Source organism: Bradyrhizobium sp. SZCCHNS3016 (assembly GCF_032484535.1).
Classification (GTDB): domain Bacteria; phylum Pseudomonadota; class Alphaproteobacteria; order Rhizobiales; family Xanthobacteraceae; genus Bradyrhizobium.
Map to the genome: position 1 here is coordinate 760,126 of NZ_JAUETE010000001.1, position 19,271 is coordinate 779,396.

At 64.6% G+C, this 19,271-nt stretch carries 21 protein-coding genes; 9 read left to right on the top strand and 12 right to left on the bottom strand.

What is annotated here, in order from left to right; genetic code table 11:
- Positions 1-216: 216 nt before the first annotated feature.
- Positions 217-447, bottom strand: a complete 231-nt coding sequence (locus tag QW881_RS03680) for a hypothetical protein (protein WP_315739109.1) — start codon at positions 445-447, stop codon at positions 217-219.
- Between QW881_RS03680 and QW881_RS03685 the strand changes: the two genes are divergently transcribed.
- The gene (locus QW881_RS03685; RefSeq protein WP_316158016.1) at positions 428-616 is read left to right on the top strand and encodes a hypothetical protein; all 189 of its coding nucleotides are present in this window, start codon (positions 428-430) and stop codon (positions 614-616) included. The two genes, QW881_RS03680 and QW881_RS03685, sit on opposite strands and share 20 nt — an antisense overlap.
- A 2-nt stretch (positions 617-618) precedes the next feature.
- On the opposite strand, the gene QW881_RS03690 is transcribed toward QW881_RS03685, so the two are convergent.
- The 4 genes from QW881_RS03690 to QW881_RS03705 all read right to left on the bottom strand — a co-directional run bounded on the left by QW881_RS03690 (position 619) and on the right by QW881_RS03705 (position 3,723).
- On the bottom strand, positions 619-945 hold the full coding sequence (locus QW881_RS03690; protein WP_316158015.1) for a cupin domain-containing protein: 327 nt from the start codon (positions 943-945) through the stop codon (positions 619-621).
- On the bottom strand, positions 942-1,604 hold the full coding sequence (locus QW881_RS03695) for a YqcI/YcgG family protein (RefSeq protein WP_316158014.1): 663 nt from the start codon (positions 1,602-1,604) through the stop codon (positions 942-944). Before QW881_RS03695 ends, QW881_RS03690 begins: the two co-directional genes overlap by 4 nt.
- A 116-nt stretch (positions 1,605-1,720) precedes the next feature.
- Positions 1,721-3,013: an MFS transporter gene (locus QW881_RS03700; RefSeq protein ID WP_316158013.1), complete on the bottom strand. Its 1,293-nt coding sequence runs from the start codon at positions 3,011-3,013 to the stop codon at positions 1,721-1,723.
- On the bottom strand, positions 3,013-3,723 hold the full coding sequence (locus QW881_RS03705; RefSeq protein ID WP_315739103.1) for a hypothetical protein: 711 nt from the start codon (positions 3,721-3,723) through the stop codon (positions 3,013-3,015). Before QW881_RS03705 ends, QW881_RS03700 begins: the two co-directional genes overlap by 1 nt.
- 65 nt (positions 3,724-3,788) lie before the next feature.
- Between QW881_RS03705 and QW881_RS03710 the strand changes: the two genes are divergently transcribed.
- Complete coding sequence (locus QW881_RS03710) at positions 3,789-4,808, top strand: GlxA family transcriptional regulator (protein WP_316158012.1); 1,020 nt, start codon at positions 3,789-3,791, stop codon at positions 4,806-4,808.
- Positions 4,809-5,201: 393 nt separating this feature from the next.
- Entirely contained in the window at positions 5,202-5,555 is a 354-nt protein-coding gene (locus QW881_RS03715; protein ID WP_315739142.1) for a phasin, read from the top strand.
- A 107-nt stretch (positions 5,556-5,662) separates the two neighbouring features.
- Here the strand turns inward: QW881_RS03715 and QW881_RS03720 are convergent, their stop codons facing one another.
- From QW881_RS03720 to QW881_RS03730, 3 genes are all read right to left on the bottom strand, one after another.
- On the bottom strand, positions 5,663-5,977 hold the full coding sequence (locus QW881_RS03720; protein WP_316158011.1) for a c-type cytochrome: 315 nt from the start codon (positions 5,975-5,977) through the stop codon (positions 5,663-5,665).
- Between the two features lie 151 nt (positions 5,978-6,128).
- Complete coding sequence (locus tag QW881_RS03725) at positions 6,129-6,281, bottom strand: hypothetical protein (protein WP_315739100.1); 153 nt, start codon at positions 6,279-6,281, stop codon at positions 6,129-6,131.
- A gap of 275 nt (positions 6,282-6,556) precedes the next feature.
- Positions 6,557-6,805: a hypothetical protein gene (locus tag QW881_RS03730; RefSeq protein ID WP_315739099.1), complete on the bottom strand. Its 249-nt coding sequence runs from the start codon at positions 6,803-6,805 to the stop codon at positions 6,557-6,559.
- Between the two features lie 425 nt (positions 6,806-7,230).
- Here QW881_RS03730 and QW881_RS03735 point away from each other — a divergent pair, with 425 nt between their 5' ends.
- The gene (locus QW881_RS03735; protein ID WP_315756161.1) at positions 7,231-8,349 is read left to right on the top strand and encodes an OpgC domain-containing protein; all 1,119 of its coding nucleotides are present in this window, start codon (positions 7,231-7,233) and stop codon (positions 8,347-8,349) included.
- Positions 8,350-8,359: 10 nt separating this feature from the next.
- Here the strand turns inward: QW881_RS03735 and QW881_RS03740 are convergent, their stop codons facing one another.
- The gene (locus QW881_RS03740; RefSeq protein ID WP_315739141.1) at positions 8,360-8,620 is read right to left on the bottom strand and encodes a hypothetical protein; all 261 of its coding nucleotides are present in this window, start codon (positions 8,618-8,620) and stop codon (positions 8,360-8,362) included.
- A 198-nt stretch (positions 8,621-8,818) separates the two neighbouring features.
- Between QW881_RS03740 and rocF the strand changes: the two genes are divergently transcribed.
- Positions 8,819-9,793, top strand: coding sequence for an arginase (gene rocF, locus QW881_RS03745; protein WP_315756160.1), 975 nt, complete (start codon positions 8,819-8,821; stop codon positions 9,791-9,793).
- A 55-nt stretch (positions 9,794-9,848) separates the two neighbouring features.
- On the opposite strand, the gene QW881_RS03750 is transcribed toward rocF, so the two are convergent.
- Positions 9,849-11,480, bottom strand: coding sequence for an NAD-dependent malic enzyme (locus QW881_RS03750; protein WP_316158121.1), 1,632 nt, complete (start codon positions 11,478-11,480; stop codon positions 9,849-9,851).
- A gap of 195 nt (positions 11,481-11,675) precedes the next feature.
- Entirely contained in the window at positions 11,676-12,980 is a 1,305-nt protein-coding gene (locus QW881_RS03755) for a divalent metal cation transporter (protein ID WP_315739096.1), read from the bottom strand.
- Between the two features lie 165 nt (positions 12,981-13,145).
- On the opposite strand from QW881_RS03755, the gene QW881_RS03760 reads away from it, so the two are divergent.
- Both QW881_RS03760 and QW881_RS03765 read left to right on the top strand, forming a co-directional pair.
- Positions 13,146-17,000 (top strand): ATP-binding protein, encoded by a 3,855-nt coding sequence (locus QW881_RS03760; protein ID WP_316158010.1) that lies wholly within the window; start codon positions 13,146-13,148, stop codon positions 16,998-17,000.
- Between the two features lie 103 nt (positions 17,001-17,103).
- Positions 17,104-18,042, top strand: coding sequence for a hypothetical protein (locus tag QW881_RS03765; protein WP_315756158.1), 939 nt, complete (start codon positions 17,104-17,106; stop codon positions 18,040-18,042).
- A 31-nt stretch (positions 18,043-18,073) separates the two neighbouring features.
- On the opposite strand, the gene QW881_RS03770 is transcribed toward QW881_RS03765, so the two are convergent.
- Positions 18,074-18,259 (bottom strand): hypothetical protein, encoded by a 186-nt coding sequence (locus QW881_RS03770; RefSeq protein ID WP_315756157.1) that lies wholly within the window; start codon positions 18,257-18,259, stop codon positions 18,074-18,076.
- A gap of 311 nt (positions 18,260-18,570) precedes the next feature.
- On the opposite strand from QW881_RS03770, the gene QW881_RS03775 reads away from it, so the two are divergent.
- Both QW881_RS03775 and QW881_RS03780 read left to right on the top strand, forming a co-directional pair.
- Positions 18,571-18,897 (top strand): hypothetical protein, encoded by a 327-nt coding sequence (locus tag QW881_RS03775; RefSeq protein WP_315756156.1) that lies wholly within the window; start codon positions 18,571-18,573, stop codon positions 18,895-18,897.
- Between the two features lie 46 nt (positions 18,898-18,943).
- The gene (locus QW881_RS03780) at positions 18,944-19,207 is read left to right on the top strand and encodes a hypothetical protein (RefSeq protein ID WP_315756155.1); all 264 of its coding nucleotides are present in this window, start codon (positions 18,944-18,946) and stop codon (positions 19,205-19,207) included.
- Positions 19,208-19,271 lie beyond the last annotated feature (64 nt).

The following is a 19,271-nucleotide window of genomic DNA, read 5'->3' on the forward strand; positions in this document are numbered from 1 at the left end:
CTGCAGCCGCTGTGTGGCGGGAGTGGGCACGGAGCCCGAGCGGGATCCGCAACCATTCTTCCCCCAAAGCAAACTATAGAAGACCTCTAATGTGGAGGACAAGCTTACCGCTGCCGTAATCCCCTCGCATTGTTCGGTAAACGACCGTTTCCACTGGTATCGTCAGCCAGAAACTGCCAGAAGATCCAAATTGTGACGCCGAAATCAACCCACCGGTCAGTTCGGCTTGCTGCGAGAGTTGTTCCCTGGCATACTTTCAACCTCATCGGGTTCCGCACGGTCGATTTCCAGGCGGGCCATCCTGAGGATCAGGGTCGCAGTCGTCAGACCGAGACTTTCAGCCTCGATTGCTGCAGTATCTACCTTGCGTGCAAGGCCTTCACGTTTGCTAAGGACTGGCATTACCGTTTCCTGCCAAAGGTGCGAGATGAAGAATTCAACATTCATCGCGGAGCTGCACACGAAGCTCGGAGCCCCATCGAGCGAAGCCGTGGAAAGCCTTCGTCTGCTGAAGGCGTTCCTGAAGCTGGCTCCGGGCCAGCGCATCGAGGTGATCGAGAGAGTCGAGCGGTTGACCGCAGACTCCCTTTCGGAGACCGACCGCCCCCTGTCCTGACCTCATCCCTCCCGATTGCACGCAATGGTTGCGGGTGGTCGCGTAGCGATCGCATAGATTGCATCATCCAGCGCTTCCGATTCGTGCAGCGTCCCGGCCGGCAACAGGATCTTGTCGCCGGCGGTACAGATGCGCTCGCCGCCTCCCCAACGAAACGTGAGCCGTCCCTTGATCACGACGAGGATTTCGTCGACGGGGTGGGTATGGAAGGCGTGAACCTTGCCGGCTGCATCGTGCTGCAGCTCGATGCAGCCCTGCGCCGGCAACAGGGCCAGGATGTCGGGATCGATCGCGAAGCTGGTCTTGGTTCCTGCGATGATCTGGGTCATGCAGCCTGCTCCTTGTCTGCGATGGACGATGGCTTGGTCTGCGCCAGCTTGTGGAAGGGACAGGCCGGCGGCGGCTGGTTGTCGTCGTAGAGGAAGTACTGTTTGAACTCCCGGCCCTCCGGATTGCCGTAGCGTCCGAGCTGGGGCGAAGGCGCCGTCGTGTCGAACGGGACCAGCCGTTTGCGCACCTCGCCGAAGGCCTTGGCCGCCGCCTCGTCCGTGCCGAGCATCCGTTCGAACACCCAGCGCGGCTGGAAGGTCAGCATGAATGCGCTCGATCGGCGGCTTTGCCGCATCACATGTGCGGGCGTGCTGCAGACGACGAAGATCGGCTCCCCGGCGAACGAGAACTCCCACATCGGATGATCGACGGTCTCGGGAATTTCGGCGGGCCACGGCTGGCTGTCGATGCGCGCCAGCTGATCGAGGATGTGCCAGAATTTCTTGTAGTAGGAGTCGATGGTCTGGACCGGGCGCGGGCGCGTGAACAGCACCAGCGAGGTGTTGGGCCCGTGCGAGCGGCTCTCCGAGACGAACAGGGCGAGCTGCTGGCCGAGCACGTCGATGTCGATGGGGTCGAGAAACAGATAACGAAGCTGATCGTGACGATAGCCCGCGACGCCGAATACGCACGGAAAGGGTCTTGCTTCGCTGCTCATCTGAGCCTCGAATTCCGAAAACAGGACGCTCTGCCAGGTGCCGGCCTGATGGCCGGATCGGACTTCGTCCCTTCTCAAATACAAACGCGACATACTGACCCTCTCTGTTCTTATGCTTAAGTACGAAGTATCAATTCGCGCCTCATCATCAGCGGCCCAAGGAGTCCAGGAAGCGACATCAGGAGAAGAATCTCGATCAGGGCTGCGTAGCCGGAATCGCTGGCGGCACTGCGCAGGCTTGATCCGATGTCGGGGTCGAGGCCGCTTGCAGTCACCATGGCAAAGGCGATCGCCGGCTGAGCCAGCCCGGCAAAAATGCCGGCGGCTGTCGTATTGATCGATGCGCCGACGCCGATGCGCTCCGCCGTGTAGAGATGCTTGGTGCTTTTCAGGATCAGCGGCACGGTGCCCCCGGCCACCAGACCGAGCACGGCGAACACCGCGCCGACATAGAAGAAGCCGAAGCTGTGCGCCAGTGCCGGCCACAGCATCACGACGAGCAGCATGCGCAGCAGGGTGATGGAAATCAGGGCTGCATTGAGCGACTGCATCCGGTCGGCGGCATGGCCGAGAAAGATCGATCCGATGGCGTTGCCGACCATGAAGGCGAGCAGAGGGCCGCCGGCCGCTGACGGCGAGATGCCGAAATAATGCGCGACCATCGGGATGCCCCACACCCCGGCGAGCGTGGTCACGACCGCGAAATGCGCAGCGAAGCTCATGGCGCAGCCCCAGGTCGCGGCCGATCCGAGCGCATGCCAGCTTGTGACCAGGACGCTCTTCAGCGTCCGGCTGGTGTAGTTCGCAGGTGCGGATTTCAAGGTCGCGGACGCGCAGGCAAAGTTCGCGACGCCGACGCAGGCGATGAAGAGAAAACAGGCGCGCCAGCCGAAGCCGCTGACCGCAGCGGCGAGCGGGGTCGTGGCGAGGACGCCGCCGACATAGCCCGACACCTGGGAGATGCCGGACATCAGGCCGAAACGCTGGTCGGAAAAGTTCTGCGCGACGAGCTTCAGCAGCGCCGTGAACACCAGCGCGTCGCCGCACGCCACGACCACGCGTGCGACGAAGACGTCGAACAGGGTAGGCGACAGCGCGAAGGCGGCGCTGCCGAGCACCGACGCCGTCATGCTGCACAGGACGACGCGCTTCACACCGTAGCGGTCGACCAGAACGCCCGCGGGGATCTGCATCAAGGTGTAGCCCCAGAAGTAGCTGGAGGCGAGCATCGCGACGCCGGAGGCGTCGGTGCCGAAGTCGCGCATGAAGTCGAGGCCGACGGTCTGCGGCGACATCCGCTGCAGGAAGGCTACGGCGTAGGCGAACGCGACCGTTCCCCACGCAACATAGGCGCGATCGAAGAACCGGACCGGAGAGGACGCGACCGCTTGTTGTCCTAGCGCCGCCATCACACCCTCGCATAGCCGACGGAGAACAGGGCGTCGGCGGAATCCGGGATGATCCGCGACATCGCGGTCTCGACCAGCGAGGCCCTGCCGTGATAGTCTTGCCTGATGTGCTGGATGTGTCCGTAGGCGCCGCGCATGATCATGCGGGGCACCTCGAGCGGCTTGCCCGGATAGATCGTCGCGCACATCTCGACGCAGGCGGCCTGCAACTCGGCATCCGCCGCCTCATCGAGCAGCGACGGCGCGACCCTCTCGCAGATCTTGGCGTTGGCAGCCCACACGATCGGGTTGCGCGTACGCCATCCGTACAGAATTTCTTCGCCGGGCGTGGCCGACCCAGGATGCTTGAGGATCTGCGACGTAAAGAACCCATACAGGCCACGACCCTGATGTGCGGGTAGTACTTCGGTTCCACTGCGATAAATGGCCAGCCGCTGCGCGATGGTCATCACGCGATAGACCGAGAACGCGACCAGTCCGATGTGATCGTAGACTAGAACGAGGCCGTATTTGCTGTTGAACGGCGATGAGGCCGCGGTCCAATGGGGTTCGATTGCTTTCCAGTTAATGGCAATGATCGAATTCATCGCATCCATGATCGGCTGCCGATCAGGCAGCTCGATCTCCGACGCGTCGGAAAAGCTGTAGACGGTGTAGTCGTCCCAGGGCGAGGCGATGGTCTTGTATCGGCCGTCCAGGTTGCGGGACATCGCGTGAACTCCAGCACTGCAAGGTCGAGCTATACAGGCGGTCCTCCGATGGCTTAAAGGACAATATGCCCTCGAATCCTGCCAACTCTCCCCGGCGTGCTGCGGTGCGTCGAGATGGTGCCGAAAGGCGGCTCGCCATCTTTGCCTTTCCCGGAGTGACGCTGCTCGACGTTTCCGGCCCGGCGCAGGTGTTCGCCGAGCTCAGCGAGATCGAGCTGCCGGGGCCGAGCTATGCGCTCAGCTACGTGTCCAAGGAGGGCGGACTGGTGCCGACCGATGTCGGCCTGATGATCGACACCGCGCCGCTCTCGTCCGTGAAGCCTGAGGAGGTCGACACGCTGCTGATCCCCGGGGGGCCGGGCATCTGGAAGCTGCGGCAGGACGAGACGGTGATGCGGTGGATCGGGGAGGTGCTCCCGGGCGCCCGGCGGATCGCATCCGTCTGCCTCGGCGCCTTTGCGCTGGCCTGGGTCGGCGCGCTGGAGGGCAGGCGGGCCGCGACGCATTGGCGCTACTGCCCCCGCCTGCAGGACAGTTTTCCGAACGTGAAGGTCGAGCCCGACGCGATCTTCGTGCAGGACGGCCGGGTCTGGTCATCCGCAGGCGTGAGCGCCGGCATCGATCTGGCGCTGGCGATGATCGAGGAGGATTTCGGTCATACGATCGCGCTCGACGTGGCGCGCCGGCTCGTCGTCTTCCTGAAGCGTCCTGGCGGCCAGAGTCAGTTTTCGACCGTCTTGGCGGCGCAGGCGTCCGACGTCGAGGGTCGGTTCAGTGCGCTGCATGCCTGGATCATCGAGAACATCGCCAGCGACCTGCGCGTCGAGGCGCTGGCCGCGCGAGCCGGCATGACGCCGCGCACCTTTGCCCGCACCTATGTCAGCCGCACCGGGATGACCCCGGCACAAGGAGTCGAGGCGCTCAGGGTCGAGACGGCGCGCCTCCTACTCGAAAGCCGCCAGGTCGAAAACGTGGTCGAAGTCGCCAAACGGGCGGGCTTTGGCGACGACGAGCGCATGCGGCGGGCGTTCCTGCGGCATCTCGGTGTGTCGCCATCGGAGTATCGGCGCCGCTTCTCGGGCTGAGCGGCGCTTGCCGCAACCGGGGTTGACGAGATTCGCCGGGGTCGACGCCTTTTCCTTTGCTTTCGGGTTAGTCTCGCCGTTCGCGTTGAGGCCAGAGCGGCCATGCCTTATGCGATCGCTCAAAGGCTTCCGTAAAAAGCCACGTGTATAACGCTGAAAATTTGATGCAGATCCGCCCTGCAGCATGCGCGAGAGCTCTCAGGCCTCGTTACCGACCGAGCGCGCGCGGCGGATCTATGATCGTCACCTCGCTTCGATCGAATACGCGCTGCAGATTACGCGCCAACGTATGGCCGCACTCTGACAGGCGCTGGCAGCTTTCTTCCCTGTCCATTTGTACGGCGACGCAGGGAGTCGGATGTGGTAGTTGGATCTGTCGTGGAGGACGCAACGATGACCCAAACCAAACTGGAAGTGCCCGCTGAACTGCGGGACCTGGCCGAAAAGACCATCTCGCAGGCGGAAAAGGCGTTCGAGATGTTCTTCGACGCAGCCGGAAAATCGATCGGCACAGTTCCCGGACCTGCCGCCGACATGTCCAAGCAGGCGCTCACTCTCACCGAGCAGAACATCAAGACGGCTTTCGAACACGCTCGAAAGCTCGTTCACGCCACCGAGCTCGAGGAGGCGATGCGGATTCAGTCCGAGTTCCTGCGCAGCCAGTTCACCAACGCCGGTGAGCACATGAAGACAATCACGTCGAGCATCATGTCCGCCGCGAGCAAGGCGACCGAGCCCAAGAGCTGAAGCGCGAGCCTCGCCGTCGCGGGAGCGACGGTCTGCATGGACGAACTCGGCGGCAGCGCTGCCGCCGAATGGACACGGGCGGACGAGACGGGCGAAAGAGCCCAGCCCTATTTTCGCAGGCTGCCGATATAGGCGGCGATGTCGGCCGCCTCCAGCCGGTTGAGCGGAAAGCTCGGCATCTTCGGATGCGGGTCGAGCAGGAAAAACGCGACCTTCTCTGGCGTGAAATCCGTTTTCTGAGCAATCTGAGCGAAGGAGGGAACGTCCGCGCTGGCCTGCTTCTGCGTCCCTTCGATGAGGTGGCATGAGGCGCACCAGCGACGGGCCAGATCTCCGCCGTGATCCGGATCGGCGGCCCATGCCGGTGTCGATGCCGCAGCAGCGATCGCGATCGCCATAACTCTCATCACCGAGGCGTGCATCAAGGAGCTCCTGATCTTTGTCTGTTGAGTGGTGGCATACCTCGCCGGAGTGACGGCGGGTGGCTCACGAAGGAATGTTTCGCCCCTGGTGAGGAGCGATCTTGGCGGCTCCGCCTGGCAGGCACGCGCGGCGCGTCGATGAATCTCGAGGTCAATTACAGCATGATTTGGGAAAGTGGGACAGGTCGATCCGGCTGACGATTGCCTTCAGGAGCGCGCCGGCGCGGCGCAGCCAAGACATATCGGCCGAGCGAGACACATCGGTCGAGGCGGTGATCGTCAGCTCTTCCGCAACGTAGGACATGTCGAGCCCTCCCTGTCGCTCAGCATCTTTCCGCTCAGCCTGTTGACGAGGTGCGTACCGCCGCATGCTGGGCATGCGGCGGCCTCATAGGCATCGAACTGGTCGGCAAGAGCCGGTGCGGCCAAGCCGATCTGAACGTTCGATCCCGTCTGGGAGCAGCGAAAAATGAGAGTTTCCATCGCCTGAACATGACAAATGCCGGCATCGATGCCTTGATCTGTCTCAACAGGCGATGAGCGGTCCGGCGCGCGCCGGACCGCCGGAGAGAGAGAAAGTCAGGTCAGGCCATGCGATGCGGCCTTCGCCATCTCGATCCGTTCGGCGACATTCACCGTGGACACGGAACCCGTTTGGGCCGCACGGAGCGCCGCATCGATCTTCGACTTCACGCGCCGGGCCGCGAGCGCGGCGAGTCTGGTCTGGGTGCGTCCGGTCTTGATCTGATCGCCGAACTCGTACCGCCATTCCCACATGTCCGGTTCAGCAGTCGCCACGACCGTATATTGGACACCTCGGTGGATCACGGAACCCCCCTGTCAACATTTCCACTGCAAGTCAACGTCTAAGCAATCTACAATCAATCCGGGCAAATACGGGACTGGAACAATTGCCAGTCCGGCGGTGGTGAGATGCTTAACACCACCATGCCGACAATGTTCCACAGGCACCCGGTTTCCGTGCACACTTTTCGAGTACGGATATCGGCCGTGCACAATCGGCTGAAATGACGGGGGGCAGCCTGAAGACGCAGACGGGGGGCTGCGCTCAATGGCCAACCTCGAAATCTGCCGGAAGGATGGACGAGGCGTGCGGCGGATTCGAGTTCCGATCGATGACCGGCAGGAGATATTAAGGCACAACATGCATGCCGGAGTCGATGTTGGTCCGCCATCCCGAGACGAGGTCCATCTTGTTTGCCGATGATCAAGAGCTGGCGAGGACGGAAAGCGTGGCAGCCGGCAACGGCAACGGAGGTCGTGACCTCCGGGTCGACGCGTTCCGGGGGCTCGCCCTCTGGTTCATCTTCATCGATCATGTTCCGGATAATTCGCTGGCGTGGTTGACGCTGCGCAACTACGGCTTCAGCGACACCTCCGAGGTGTTCGTCTTCGTCTCCGGCTACACCTGCATGCTCGCCTATGGCGGAGCGCTGCCGAAGCAGGGCTGGGCGACCACGGTGGTGCGGGCGCTGCGGCGCGCCTGGGAGATCTATGCGGCGTTCCTGGTGCTGCTGCTCGCCTATGCGGCGCTGGTCTGGGTGATCGGCGGCGGCACACGCTTCGTCGACGAGACCAACACCGGCTTCTTCTTTCGCGAGCCCGGGCCCACGCTGGTGCATGTGGCGCTGCTGCAATTCGCGCCCGTCAACACCGACATCCTGCTGACGTTTGCAATCCTGCACATCTGCTTTCCCGTCATCCTGTGGCTGATGATCACCAGCGCGACGTTGACGCTGGTGCTTTCATTCCTGCTCTACATGATGGTTCAGCTGTTCAGCTGGCAGGCGCCGGCGTGGCCGAGCGGCGAGCTGTATTTCAATCCGTTCGCCTGGCAGTTCCTGTTCGTGATCGGCGCCTGGTACAGCTGCGCCGGCGCCACACGCCTGCGTCCGCTCCTCGACTCGCGAACGCTGTTGATCGTGGCGATCGGCTATCTCGCGTTCAGCCTGTTGATGGCGCTCAGCTGGGAGTTCAAGAGTCTCGAGAACCTGATCCCGTCGGCCATCAGCGGCCTGATCTATCCGATCTACAAGAGTCACCTGGCGCCGGTGCGGTTGTTGCACTTCCTGGCGCTTGCCTTCGTGGTGTCGCGGCTGGCTCCGCGGGACTGGAAGGGGCCAATCCGTCCGCTGATGACGGCCATGATCAGGTGCGGCGAGAACTCGCTCCCGATCTATTGCCAGGGTGTGCTGCTGGCCTTCCTCGGCCAGGTCGTGCTGACCGACGTGGCGAGCGGGTTGGGGATGCAGCTCCTGATCAGTGTCGCCGGGATTGCGATCATGGTCGTCGCGGCCACGCTGCTGACATGGGAATCGCAGCTCGACCGGCGTGGACCGCGGCTGTTCTGACCGCCGTTCCTCAACGCCGGCGTGCGACGGTGACCCCGAGCAGGAAGGCGACGAACAGGCTCGCGAGCGGGGCCTCGCGGGTGATCGCGCTGATGGTCGACAGGGCGGTCCCGGGCCGCCGTGCGTCCCTTGCCGCTTCGCTCAGCCGGTCCACGGCCGCACTCAGGGTACCCACCACCTCGCCGAGTGCATGCGACATGTCCGTTGCGGTGTCGAGGGCGCGTTCGGCGACGCCCGGCTGCGGAGGTGTTTCGAACGTTTCGCTGCTCACTGTCGTTGCCTTCTTGCCGTGGCTCGTCGGATTGGCACCCTCGTGCCGACGCGATTCGGCCGAGGGGCGCATGTAACGCTCGTGGGAAATGCCTGCTGATGCGATTGGTTCCCTGGGACCGAGACGCATCGCCGGCGAAGCGCGCGGTGCAAAATCGCGCTACGCTGGGCGCCCGGCCGTCGATGAAAGGATTCCGTCTTGGCTTCTCCAGACCTTAAGGCGCCACATCGCATCGCCGTCCTTGGTGCTCCGATCGATCTCGGCGCGTCGGTCCGCGGCACGCTGATGGGGCCTGCTGCGCTGCGCACCGCAGGTCTCATCACCGTGCTGGAAAGCCTCGGGCTCGACGTCACCGACTACGGCGATGTCGGCATCGCCGACATGACGGAACCCGGTGACGAGCCGCCGGTGAAGGCCAAGCACTATCGCCAGATCCAGCGCTGGTCGCGGGTGCTGGCGCGTCGCAGTCACGAGCTGGCGCAGACCGGCGCCATCCCGATGTTTCTCGGCGGCGACCATTCGCTGTCGATGGGGTCGGTGAACGGGATCGCGCGCCATTGCCGCGAGATCGGACGGGAGCTGTTCGTGCTCTGGCTCGACGCACATGCCGACTACAACACGCCCGAAACCACCATCACAGCGAACATGCACGGCATGTCCGCCGCGTTCCTGTGTGGCGAGCCGGGTCTCGACGGCCTGCTCGGCGACGAGGCGCGCACGCCCATCACTCCAGATCAGTTGCAGCTGTTCGGCATCCGCTCGATCGACAGGGCGGAAAAGGAGCTGCTGCGTCTCCGTCGTATCAGCATCGCCGACATGCGCGCCATCGACGAGTTCGGCGTCGGCGTACTGACGCGCCGGATCCTCGACAAGGTTCGTGCGCGGAACGGCGTCCTGCATGTGAGCTTCGATGTCGACTTCCTCGATCCCGAGGTAGCCCCCGGCGTCGGCACGACCGTACCTGGCGGCGCGACCTATCGCGAGGCTCATCTCATCATGGAGATGCTGCACGATTCCGGGCTGGTGCGTTCGGTCGATATCGTCGAGCTCAACCCGTTCCTGGACGAGCGCGGCAAGACCGCGCGGGTCGCAGTCGAACTGATCGCCAGCCTGTTCGGCCAGCAGATTACCGATCGGCCAACGCCCACGAACGCGATCGTGCCGGACCAATAGGCGGATGCCTCCTCGCTCGCCGCTGGTGAGCTCGAGGCATCCGAGGGCGTCGAGCTCAGTAGCGGGCGTCGTACATCTTCGACTCGACGAAGCCGAGCAGATCGTTCGGCGCCGGCCCCGTGGCGAGCCCGTTCTGATAGGCAACGCCGGCCACCGCGGCGCCGATCTGGGCAGACACCTCGCGGATGCGCGGCAGCGCCGGATACAGGCTGCCCTGCTCGAGATCGGCGCCGGTGACGCAGTTCGCCAGGGTGTGCGCGGCAGCCATGAACATCTCGTTCGTCACCAGCCGCGCGCCGCTGGCGATGACGCCAAGGCCGACACCGGGGAAGATGTAGGAGTTGTTGCCCTGGCGCGGCACGAAGGTCTTGCCGTCGAGCTTGACCGGATCGTAGGGGCTGCCGCAGGCGAACAGCGCGCGGCCCTGGGTGTAGCGATAGGCCGACTCCGCCGAGCATTCCGCCTTCGAGGTCGGATTTGAGAGCGCAAAGATGATGGGGCGCTCGTTCAGCTCGGCCATGGCCTGCAGCACTTCCGGCGTGAAGGCGCCGCCGACGGCCGCAACGCCGACGATCGCGGTCGGCTTCAGCGTCCTGATCGCGGTCAGGAAGTCTGCGATCGGGGCCTGGTCGTGCGCATAGCGCAGCTTATGGCCGTGCAGGTTCTCTCGCCCCTTGATGACGAGGCCCCGCGAGTCCGTCAGCCAGTTGCGCCGCAGCGCCTCGGCTTCGGACAGGCCCTCGGCCATCATGGCGGAGACGACGAGATCCGCGATGCCGGTGGCCGCCTCGCCGGCGCCGAGGAACAGCACGGTCTGGTCGCGCAGCTTGCCGCCAGTGATACGCTGCGCCGAGAACAGGCCGGCGAGCGCCACGGCTGCGGTGCCCTGGATGTCGTCGTTGAAGACGCAGGTGTCGTCGCGATATTTGTGCAGCAGCTTGAACGCGGCGTGGTTGGCGAAATCCTCGAACTGGATCAGCACGCCCGGGAAGGCGGCGCGCGCGGCCGTCATGAACTCGTCGACGAACGTATCATAGGCTTCGCCGCAGAGGCGCTTCTGGCGCAGCCCAATGTAGTAGGGGTCGGCCAGAAGCTCTTCGTTGTTGGTGCCGACATCGAGCATGACCGGCAGGCACTCCTCCGGATGAATGCCGGCGCACGCCGAGTACAGCGACAGCTTGCCGACCGGAATGCCCATGCCGTTGGCGCCGAGATCGCCGAGCCCGAGAATGCGCTCACCGTCGGTGACGACGATCAGCTTGGCGCGATATGGCCAGTTGGCGAGGATCTCCGCGATCCGGCCGCGGTCATTGGCCGAGATGAACAGGCCGCGCGGACGCTGGAAGATCAGGCCGAATTTCTGGCAGGCGAGGCCGACGGTCGGCGTGTAGATCAGCGGCTGGATCTCGTCGATGTTGTCGCAGACCACCCGGAAGAACAGCGCTTCGTTGCGGTCGTGCAGTGCATTCAGTGCCACGTACTTCTCGAGGTCGCTGGACAGGCTGCGAAGATTGACCAGGATCCGCTCGGCCTGGGCCTGCATCGACATCACGCCGGCGGGCAGGAAGCCGCGCAGGCCGAGCGCATCGCGCTCCTGCTCGGTGAAGCCGGTGCCCTTGTTGAGCAGCGGATCGCGCAGCAGCGCGAGTCCGCGCGGGGAATAGGGGGATAGCGTCGGTGCGCTCATGCGTTGCGGTTGGGTCAAGGCAGTCTCCGAGGTCCTTTGTTCGAGCACCGCCATACCGGAGCGCGCCCAGCGTTGATCGGCATCAATCGCGGCGGGATGGCGGGAACGGACTGTTAACACAGTTTACGTCCCGCGTTGCACCAATGACATTGTGCAACTGCGTTGCAGCCGACGCAGAGGGAAACGCGATGGTCGCTAGGCGCGGCCCGTGACGAATGACCACAGCAGGGCCAGCACGGCGATGGCCATGATACCTGTCCCGATCCATCCCAGGGCGATCAGCCAGGACCGTCCGCGGAAGCGGCCCATCAGCCCGGCATTGGACACGATCACCATCATCATCGCCATGATCGGCACGGCGGCGATGCCGTTGAGCACGGCGCTCCACACCAGCATGTGGATCGGGTCGATGCCGGTAAAGCCGAGCCCGAAGCCGATGATCGTGGCGGCAGCAATGATGCTGTAGAAGCCGACCGCCTCGTCCGGCTTGGCCTCCAGGGTCGCGTGCCAGCCGAAGGTCTCGGCGACGGCGTATGCCGCCGAGCCCGCCAGCACCGGGATCGCCAGCATGCCGGTCCCGATGATGCCGAGCGCGAACAACAGGAAGGTGAGGTCGCCCGCGAGCGGGCGCAGGGCTTCGGCCGCCTGCGTCGCCGAGTCGATCCTGGTGATACCATGCGCGTGCAGCACCGTGGCGGTCGTCACGATGATGAAGAACGCGATTGCGTTCGAGAAGATCATGCCGATCGTCGTGTCGATCCTGATCCGTCGGAGGTCGGGGTGGTCCTTCTTCGACAGCTCGCGCAAGGGACGGTCGACCTTGCCCTGGTTCATCTCCTCGACCTCCTGCGAGGCCTGCCAGAAGAACAGGTAAGGGCTGATGGTGGTGCCGAGGACGGCCACCACCGTCAGCAGATAGTCGGCCTCCGTCGAGGGGCTGGGCCATACCGCCGCGAGCAGCGCCGTGCTCCAGGGCACTTCGACCATCAAGGCGGTCGCGACGTAGGCGAACAGGCTGAGGGTCAGCACCTTGATGAAAGGTGCGTAGCGGCGATAGGGCAGGAATACCTGGAGCAGCGTCGACCCGGCGGCGAAGATCAGCGCGTGCTCGTGGTTGAGACCGCCGATCACCAGCGACAGCGCCTCCGCCATCGCCGCGATGTCGGCTGCGATGTTGAAGGTGTTGGCGCCGACCAGGAGGGCGACGAGGCCGAAGACGATCCCGCGTGGCGCAAGCGCGGTGATGTTGGCCGCCAGCCCTTTGCCGGTGACGCGGCCGATGCGCGCGCTCACCAGCTGGATCGCGATCATGAAAGGCGCGGTCAGAAAGACCGTCCACAACAGCCCGTAACCGAACTGCGCGCCGGCCTGGGAGTACGTCGCTATTCCCGACGGATCGTCGTCGGCGGCACCGGTCACGAGACCTGGACCCAACACCCGGAATACGCTCCAGGGCGACCGTTTCGGTTTGTTCGGTTCGGATGCAACGGTCATGGCCATGGCAGTGCTCCCCCGGCGGTGTATGTCTCTCGAAGTCGCACGCCCTCTTTTCGTTCCCGGCTCCGGAACCGGAGGGGAGTACCAGCGTTCCAGATCACGTCGGATTTCGACCAAGGGGGACGCGTGCCGGACCAGCGGCAAACAGGGCATGATCAGGAGCTCGGCATGGCCGAGCGCGAGAGGCTTTTCGCCGGAGGCAGTGAGCTGGCCGGACTGATGTTGCGGTTCGATTGGGAGAGCACCTCGATCGGAACGCCGGAGCATTGGCCGCAGAGCCTGAAGACGGCCGTCAGGCTCATGCTGACATCCCAACAGCCGATCTGGATCGGTTGGGGAAGGGAGCTGATCTATCTCTACAATGATGCTTACAAGACCATCATCGGCGGTAAGCATCCCTGGGCTCTCGGTCGCCCGACGTCCGCGGTCTGGCACGAGATCTGGGAGGACATCGGTCCGCTGCTGGCAAAGGCCGGCGGCGGTGACCAGGGCACCTATGTCGAGGCGCAGCTCCTGATCATGGAGCGCAACGGCTTTCCCGAGGAGACCTACTACACGTTCTCCTACAGTCCCATACCGGACGACGATGGATCGCCCGGAGGAATCTTCTGCGCCAACACCGATGACACCCAGCGCGTGATCAGCGAGCGCCAGCTCTCGCTGCTGCGCGAGCTCGCAAATGCCGGGGCCGGGGCCCGCAGCATCGACCAGGCCTGCGCAAGCTGCGCGGACGCCTTGGCGCGGGAGTCGCGCGACCTTCCTTTCGCGATGATCTACATGACCGACCCGGACGGCGAGGCGGCGCGGCTGGAGGCCTTGACCGGCATCGACCGCGATCATCCCGCCGTTCAGCCGAGGCTGCGAATTCAGCCGGAAGGAACGTGGCCTCTGGCTGAAGCGCTGAGGCTGCAGGATGCGGTGCTGGTTAGCGATCTTCCGCGGCGGTTCGGCCTCAGCTTTCCGACCGGCGGATGGCGTCAGCCGCCACAGCACGCCGTTGTGCTTCCGCTGCCCGCGTCGGGGGAGGCCGGATGGGGCGGCTTCGTCATCGCAGGTCTCAATCCGTTCCGCCTCTACGACGAGAGCTATGCGCGCTTCCTGAACCTCGTCGCGGGGCAGATTGCAGCGGCCGTCAGCAATGGCGGGGCCTATCAGGCAGAGCGGCGCCGCGCGGAAGCGCTGGCCGAGATCGACCGCGCCAAGACGACGTTCTTTTCCAACATCAGCCACGAGTTTCGTACGCCGCTGACGCTGATGTTGAGCCCGCTGGAAGACCTGCTCGGCCGCGACGAGGCCCAACTCACCTCCGAAGCGCGATCCGTCCTCAGCCTGATCCACCGCAACGGCATTCGCCTGCTGAAACTCGTGAACACGCTGCTCGACTTTTCGCGCATCGAGGCCGGCCGCATGACCGCGCACTTCGAGCCGATCGATCTTGCGGTCTTCACTGCTGAGCTCGTGTCCAACTTCCGCTCGGCGACGGACCCTGCCGGCCTGCGTCTCATCATCGACCCCAAGCCCCTGTCCGAGCCGGTGTATGTCGACCGCGACATGTGGGAGAAGATCGTTCTCAATCTGGTGTCGAACGCGTTCAAGTTCACCTTCGAAGGTGAAATCGCGGTGTCGATCGGCTTGTCCACCGACCGCAATCATGCCGAGCTCAAGGTTCGCGACACCGGCACCGGCATCCCGCCCAGTGAGCTGCCGCACCTGTTCGAACGGTTTCGTCGCATCGAAGGCGCGCGCGGCCGATCCTTCGAGGGCAGCGGCATCGGTCTCGCTCTCGTTCAGGAACTGGTGAGGCTTCACGGCGGGAAGATCGCTGTAGACAGCGCGCTCGGCCGCGGCTCGGTCTTCACCGTGCGAATTCCGCTTGGCTCGGCGCATCTGCCAGCGGGCCAGATCGGACCTTCCCATATCCTGACCGTTACCAACGTGCGGGCCGAGGCCTACATCGAGGAGGCGCTCGGGTGGCTGAACGGCGGTGTGCCGTTCGAGCTTCCTCACCCGTCATCATCCGACGACCTCGGAGTCCGCTCCGCGACGGCATCGGCCCGTGATCGCGTGGTGCTCGCTGACGACAATCCCGACATGCGCGACTACGTCCGCCGTCTGCTCGGCGAGGATTATGACGTGGAGGCGGTCAGCGACGGCATGGCGGCCCTCGAGGCGGTCCGACGGCGCCGCCCCGATCTGGTGCTGACCGACGTCATGATGCCGGGGCTCGACGGCTTCGGCCTGCTGAAAGCGCTGCGTAGCGATGCGCAGCTTCGCGACATTCCTGTGGTCATGCTTTCGGCGCGCGCCGGCGAGGAAGCCAAGGTCGAGGGGCTTGATGCCGGGGCGAGCGACTATCTCACCAAGCCGTTCAGCGCGCGCGAGCTGCTGGCGCGGGTGCGCGCCAATATCGATCTGTCGCGGGTGCGGCACGAGGCCGAGACCACGCTGCGTGAGCTGAACGAGCGCCTGGAGACGCAGGTCTCCGAGCGTACCGCGGAGCTGCAGGCCAAGGAGGCGCGGTTGCGGACGATCTTCGAGGCGAGCTACACGTTCCAAGCTCTGCTCTCGTCCGATGGGACGCTTCTGGATGCCAATGCGACCTCGCTCGAAGCGATCGCTGCGCCCCTGCACGAGGTCGCAGGGCTGCCATTCTGGGAGACGCCGTGGTTTGCGGGGACGCCCGGCACGCCCGAGCTGATCAGATCCCTGGTCGACGCCGTCGCTCGCGGCGACGGGGCCCGCCAGGAGTTGCAGCTCGAGCTGCCGGTCGGCGGCTCACGCTGGTTCGACTTCCAGATGCGGCCGGTGCGGGACGAGACCGGACAGGTGGTCGCCATCGTGCCCGAGGCGGTCGAGTTGACCGAACGGCGCAAGGCGGAGGAGGCGTTCCGCCAGGCCCAGAAGATGGAGGCGATCGGCCAGCTCACCGGCGGCGTCGCGCACGACTTCAACAATCTCCTGACCGTGATCCGGTCCTCGGCCGACCTGTTGCGCCGGCGCCAGCTGTCCCCGGAGCGCATGCGGCGCTACGTGGATGCGATCTCGGACACGGCGGATCGCGCCGCCAAGCTCACCGGACAGTTGCTCGCCTTCGCGCGGCGGACGCCGATGGAGCGCCGCGTCTTCGATGCCGCGGGGCATATCGAGCAGATCGAAGAGATGCTGCAGACCGTGCTCGGTGCGCCGGCCGCGATCGAGCTCGACCTGCAAGCGCGGCCGCTTCCGGTCGATGTCGACATCAACCAGTTCGACACGGCCCTTGTCAATCTCGTTGCCAATGCGCGGGACGCGATGGAAGGCCGGGGCGTCCTGACCATTCGCGGTCAGCTGCTGCCGCAGGACGGCCAGCCCGGGCGGCCGCAATTCGTCTCGATCGCCGTCAGCGACACTGGATGCGGCATTGCGCCCGATCAGATCGACCGCATCTTCGAGCCGTTCTTCACGACCAAGGGAGTCGGGCGCGGCACGGGTCTCGGCCTGTCCCAGGTCTACGGCTTCGTGCACCAGTCCGGCGGACGGGTGCTGGCGGAGAGCGAGGTCGGCAAGGGGACGACGCTGACCCTGCTGCTGCCGCGCACGCACAAGCCGTTGGAGCTGCGCGAGCGGACCGAGCACACTCCGGACATGGTCGTCGCGCGCTGGAACGTGCTGGTCGTCGAGGACAACCCGGAGATCGGCGAATTCTCGACCCAGCTGCTCGAGGATCTCGGCTATCGAACCGTGCTGGCGCGCAGCGCAAACGACGCGCTGCGCTTGATCGACGCGAATCCCGATGGCTTCGATCTCGTGCTCAGCGACGTCGTGATGCCCGGCATGGACGGCGTCACGCTCGGCCGGGAAATCCGTCGCCGGCTCCCCATGATTCCGATCGTGCTCAACAGCGGCTACAGCCACGCCCTCGCCGACGGCGACCGCCACGGTTTCAGTCTCATCCAGAAGCCCTACTCGGTCGATGAGCTCTCGCGCGTGCTGCGTCAGGTCATGGCCGCACGCGAGGAAGGCGCCAAGTCGGCGTCGTCCTGACGACGCGCGCCGCGGCTTTCCCCTGACGTCGGCATCGCTCTCGTGATCCGCACTTGAAGGATGGTGCCCGGCCGGCGTATTTTCGGGCGCTGGGGGAGGTCTCATGGCAGACGTGGAATTGTTGCCGCGCGGGCGTTGCGCGCCGCGGCGCTCATTTGCTCTGGCCGCGTGTGCGGCGCTGGTCGTCTGCAGCAGCGCGTTTGCCAAGGACGATGATGCGGACGAGCCCGCATCGGGTCTCGCCAATGTCTACATCGACTTCCGGACGAACTATGCCTACGTGCCAGGGGGCACGTTGTCGACCGGCCTGGGCGATACGTCTCTGTTCGGAACCCTGTCGCAGCTCGCGACCTTGCGCAAGCTGCTCGACCGGCCGGCTTTGCCCGGACGGCCGCAACTTTCGGCTCCGACCAACCAGGGCCTTGGCGTCGACGTTCCGTTCACCGTCGATCTCGGCGACGCCTTGTCGCTCTGGGCCGGGTTCACCGGAAGCACCTCCTACAACGGCCTGTCCGGCTGGGCCGACGTGGCCATCACCAGCTGGCTCCTCGGCTTCCAGGCCGACGTCTATCAGCAGAACGGCGGCACGCTCCCGACGCTGACCTTGCAGTCGACGCTGACACGGTCGGTGCCGGACTCGCCATTGGCGACCACCTCGTTCAACACCGTCGTCGAGGCCAAATACGCGCTCGATCCGGATGAGACGCGCGGCTGGCTCGCGGGCGTTCAATACACCCATGTCGAGGTCGATTCCGCGCTCGCGCATGTCGGGAGCACGACCGCCGGCTATATCGGCGGCTTCTACCAGTGGGAGAACAACTGGAAGGTCTCCGCGCGCGTCGGCGTCCAGTCGTTCGGCGGCGCGCAGCTGCTCGCCATCACGCCGATCGCGTCCTACACGCAGCCGCTGGTCAGGCTCGATCTCGATCGCATGGATGACGATGACAACCGACTGTTCGGCATCACCGCGCAAATCGCCTGGGCGCCGAAGCCGGTCTATCAGCTGACGGTGAGAACGCCACTCTACGCGATCAAGAACTGACGGGGTGATCGAAGCTGCGCGCCGGCTCGTCTCAGCGCATGCTCACGAACTTGGCCCAGAGGCCGGCGAGCAACGCGCCGGTCATCATGTAGTGCGGCTTGTCGCAGAACAGGCTGCCATATTGACAGACATCGGCGCCGACCGATCCCAGCTGATGCTGACTCGCCGCGTAGAACAGGGCGGACAAGCCGGCCAGTACGACCGCAACGACATACATCGGAAGACCTCCTCCACCGGCCGCGCCCGACGGGCTGAAGTAGCATCGCCGATCGGCGAACTATCTGCGCTTGACACGTCGGGCAAATCAGGCGCATTTTGACATCGTCGAAGAAACCATAAAGCCCGCGCCGCGAACTCGGCAGCGGGCTTTTTATTGGCTCGGCCCGGATTTGGAGCGGCGGTTATCGAAATCGCAAAGCCTGACCGCCGCATTTCGATCAAATTTGACATGTCGGGCAAATCACCGGCATAGTGTCATTATCGAATTTTCCGAACAAGATGATGCCGCGTTGTCCGCGGGCATTTGACTTGAGCAGCGCAGGCCGGCATCGGCTGTCGACCACGATCGCCGGCAATCCATCGCGCGCCGCGCAGCGCGGAGACAACTTCGAACATCCGGATACTCGCCGGTCCGCGCGAACGGGCCGGTGCGTGGGCGTGGCGACCGTCGCTTCGCCCGCAGCGGTCCCTTGCTTGAGCCGAGGGATAGGGTTCGCGCCTGAAACGATCGCGCTTTTGGCTGCGATCTGCCGCGCTTTTCCTTCGCCCAGGAGAGAGAGGAAGATGACCGCCTATCTCATCGCGCTCGCCCTGATCGGCCTGGTGATGATCGCAGCCGCCGATGCGATCTCGTGACGATCACCAGCCTCGCATTCATCATCCATGATACCCGGACGTGACCATGTCGAAGACGATCACCGAAATTCGCTCGATGGCCCGCAGCCACACCAAGACGGCGATTAATACGCTGGTTGGCGTGATGCGTTCGCCGAAGGCGACACATGCCGCGCGTGTATCCGCCGCCAACGCCATCCTTGACCGCGGTTGGGGGAAGGCGCCACAGGCGCTGCAGAACGGCGAGGACGGCGCCCTCGAGCTGATCCACCGCATCGAACGTGTCATCGTGCATCCGGATGAGCACGATGATGAGCAGGCGGATGAGTGATCCCGGTGGTGGGTGAGGCGAGAGCGCCTCGCAGGATCGGGAGATCGGCCTTAAATTGGAGTGG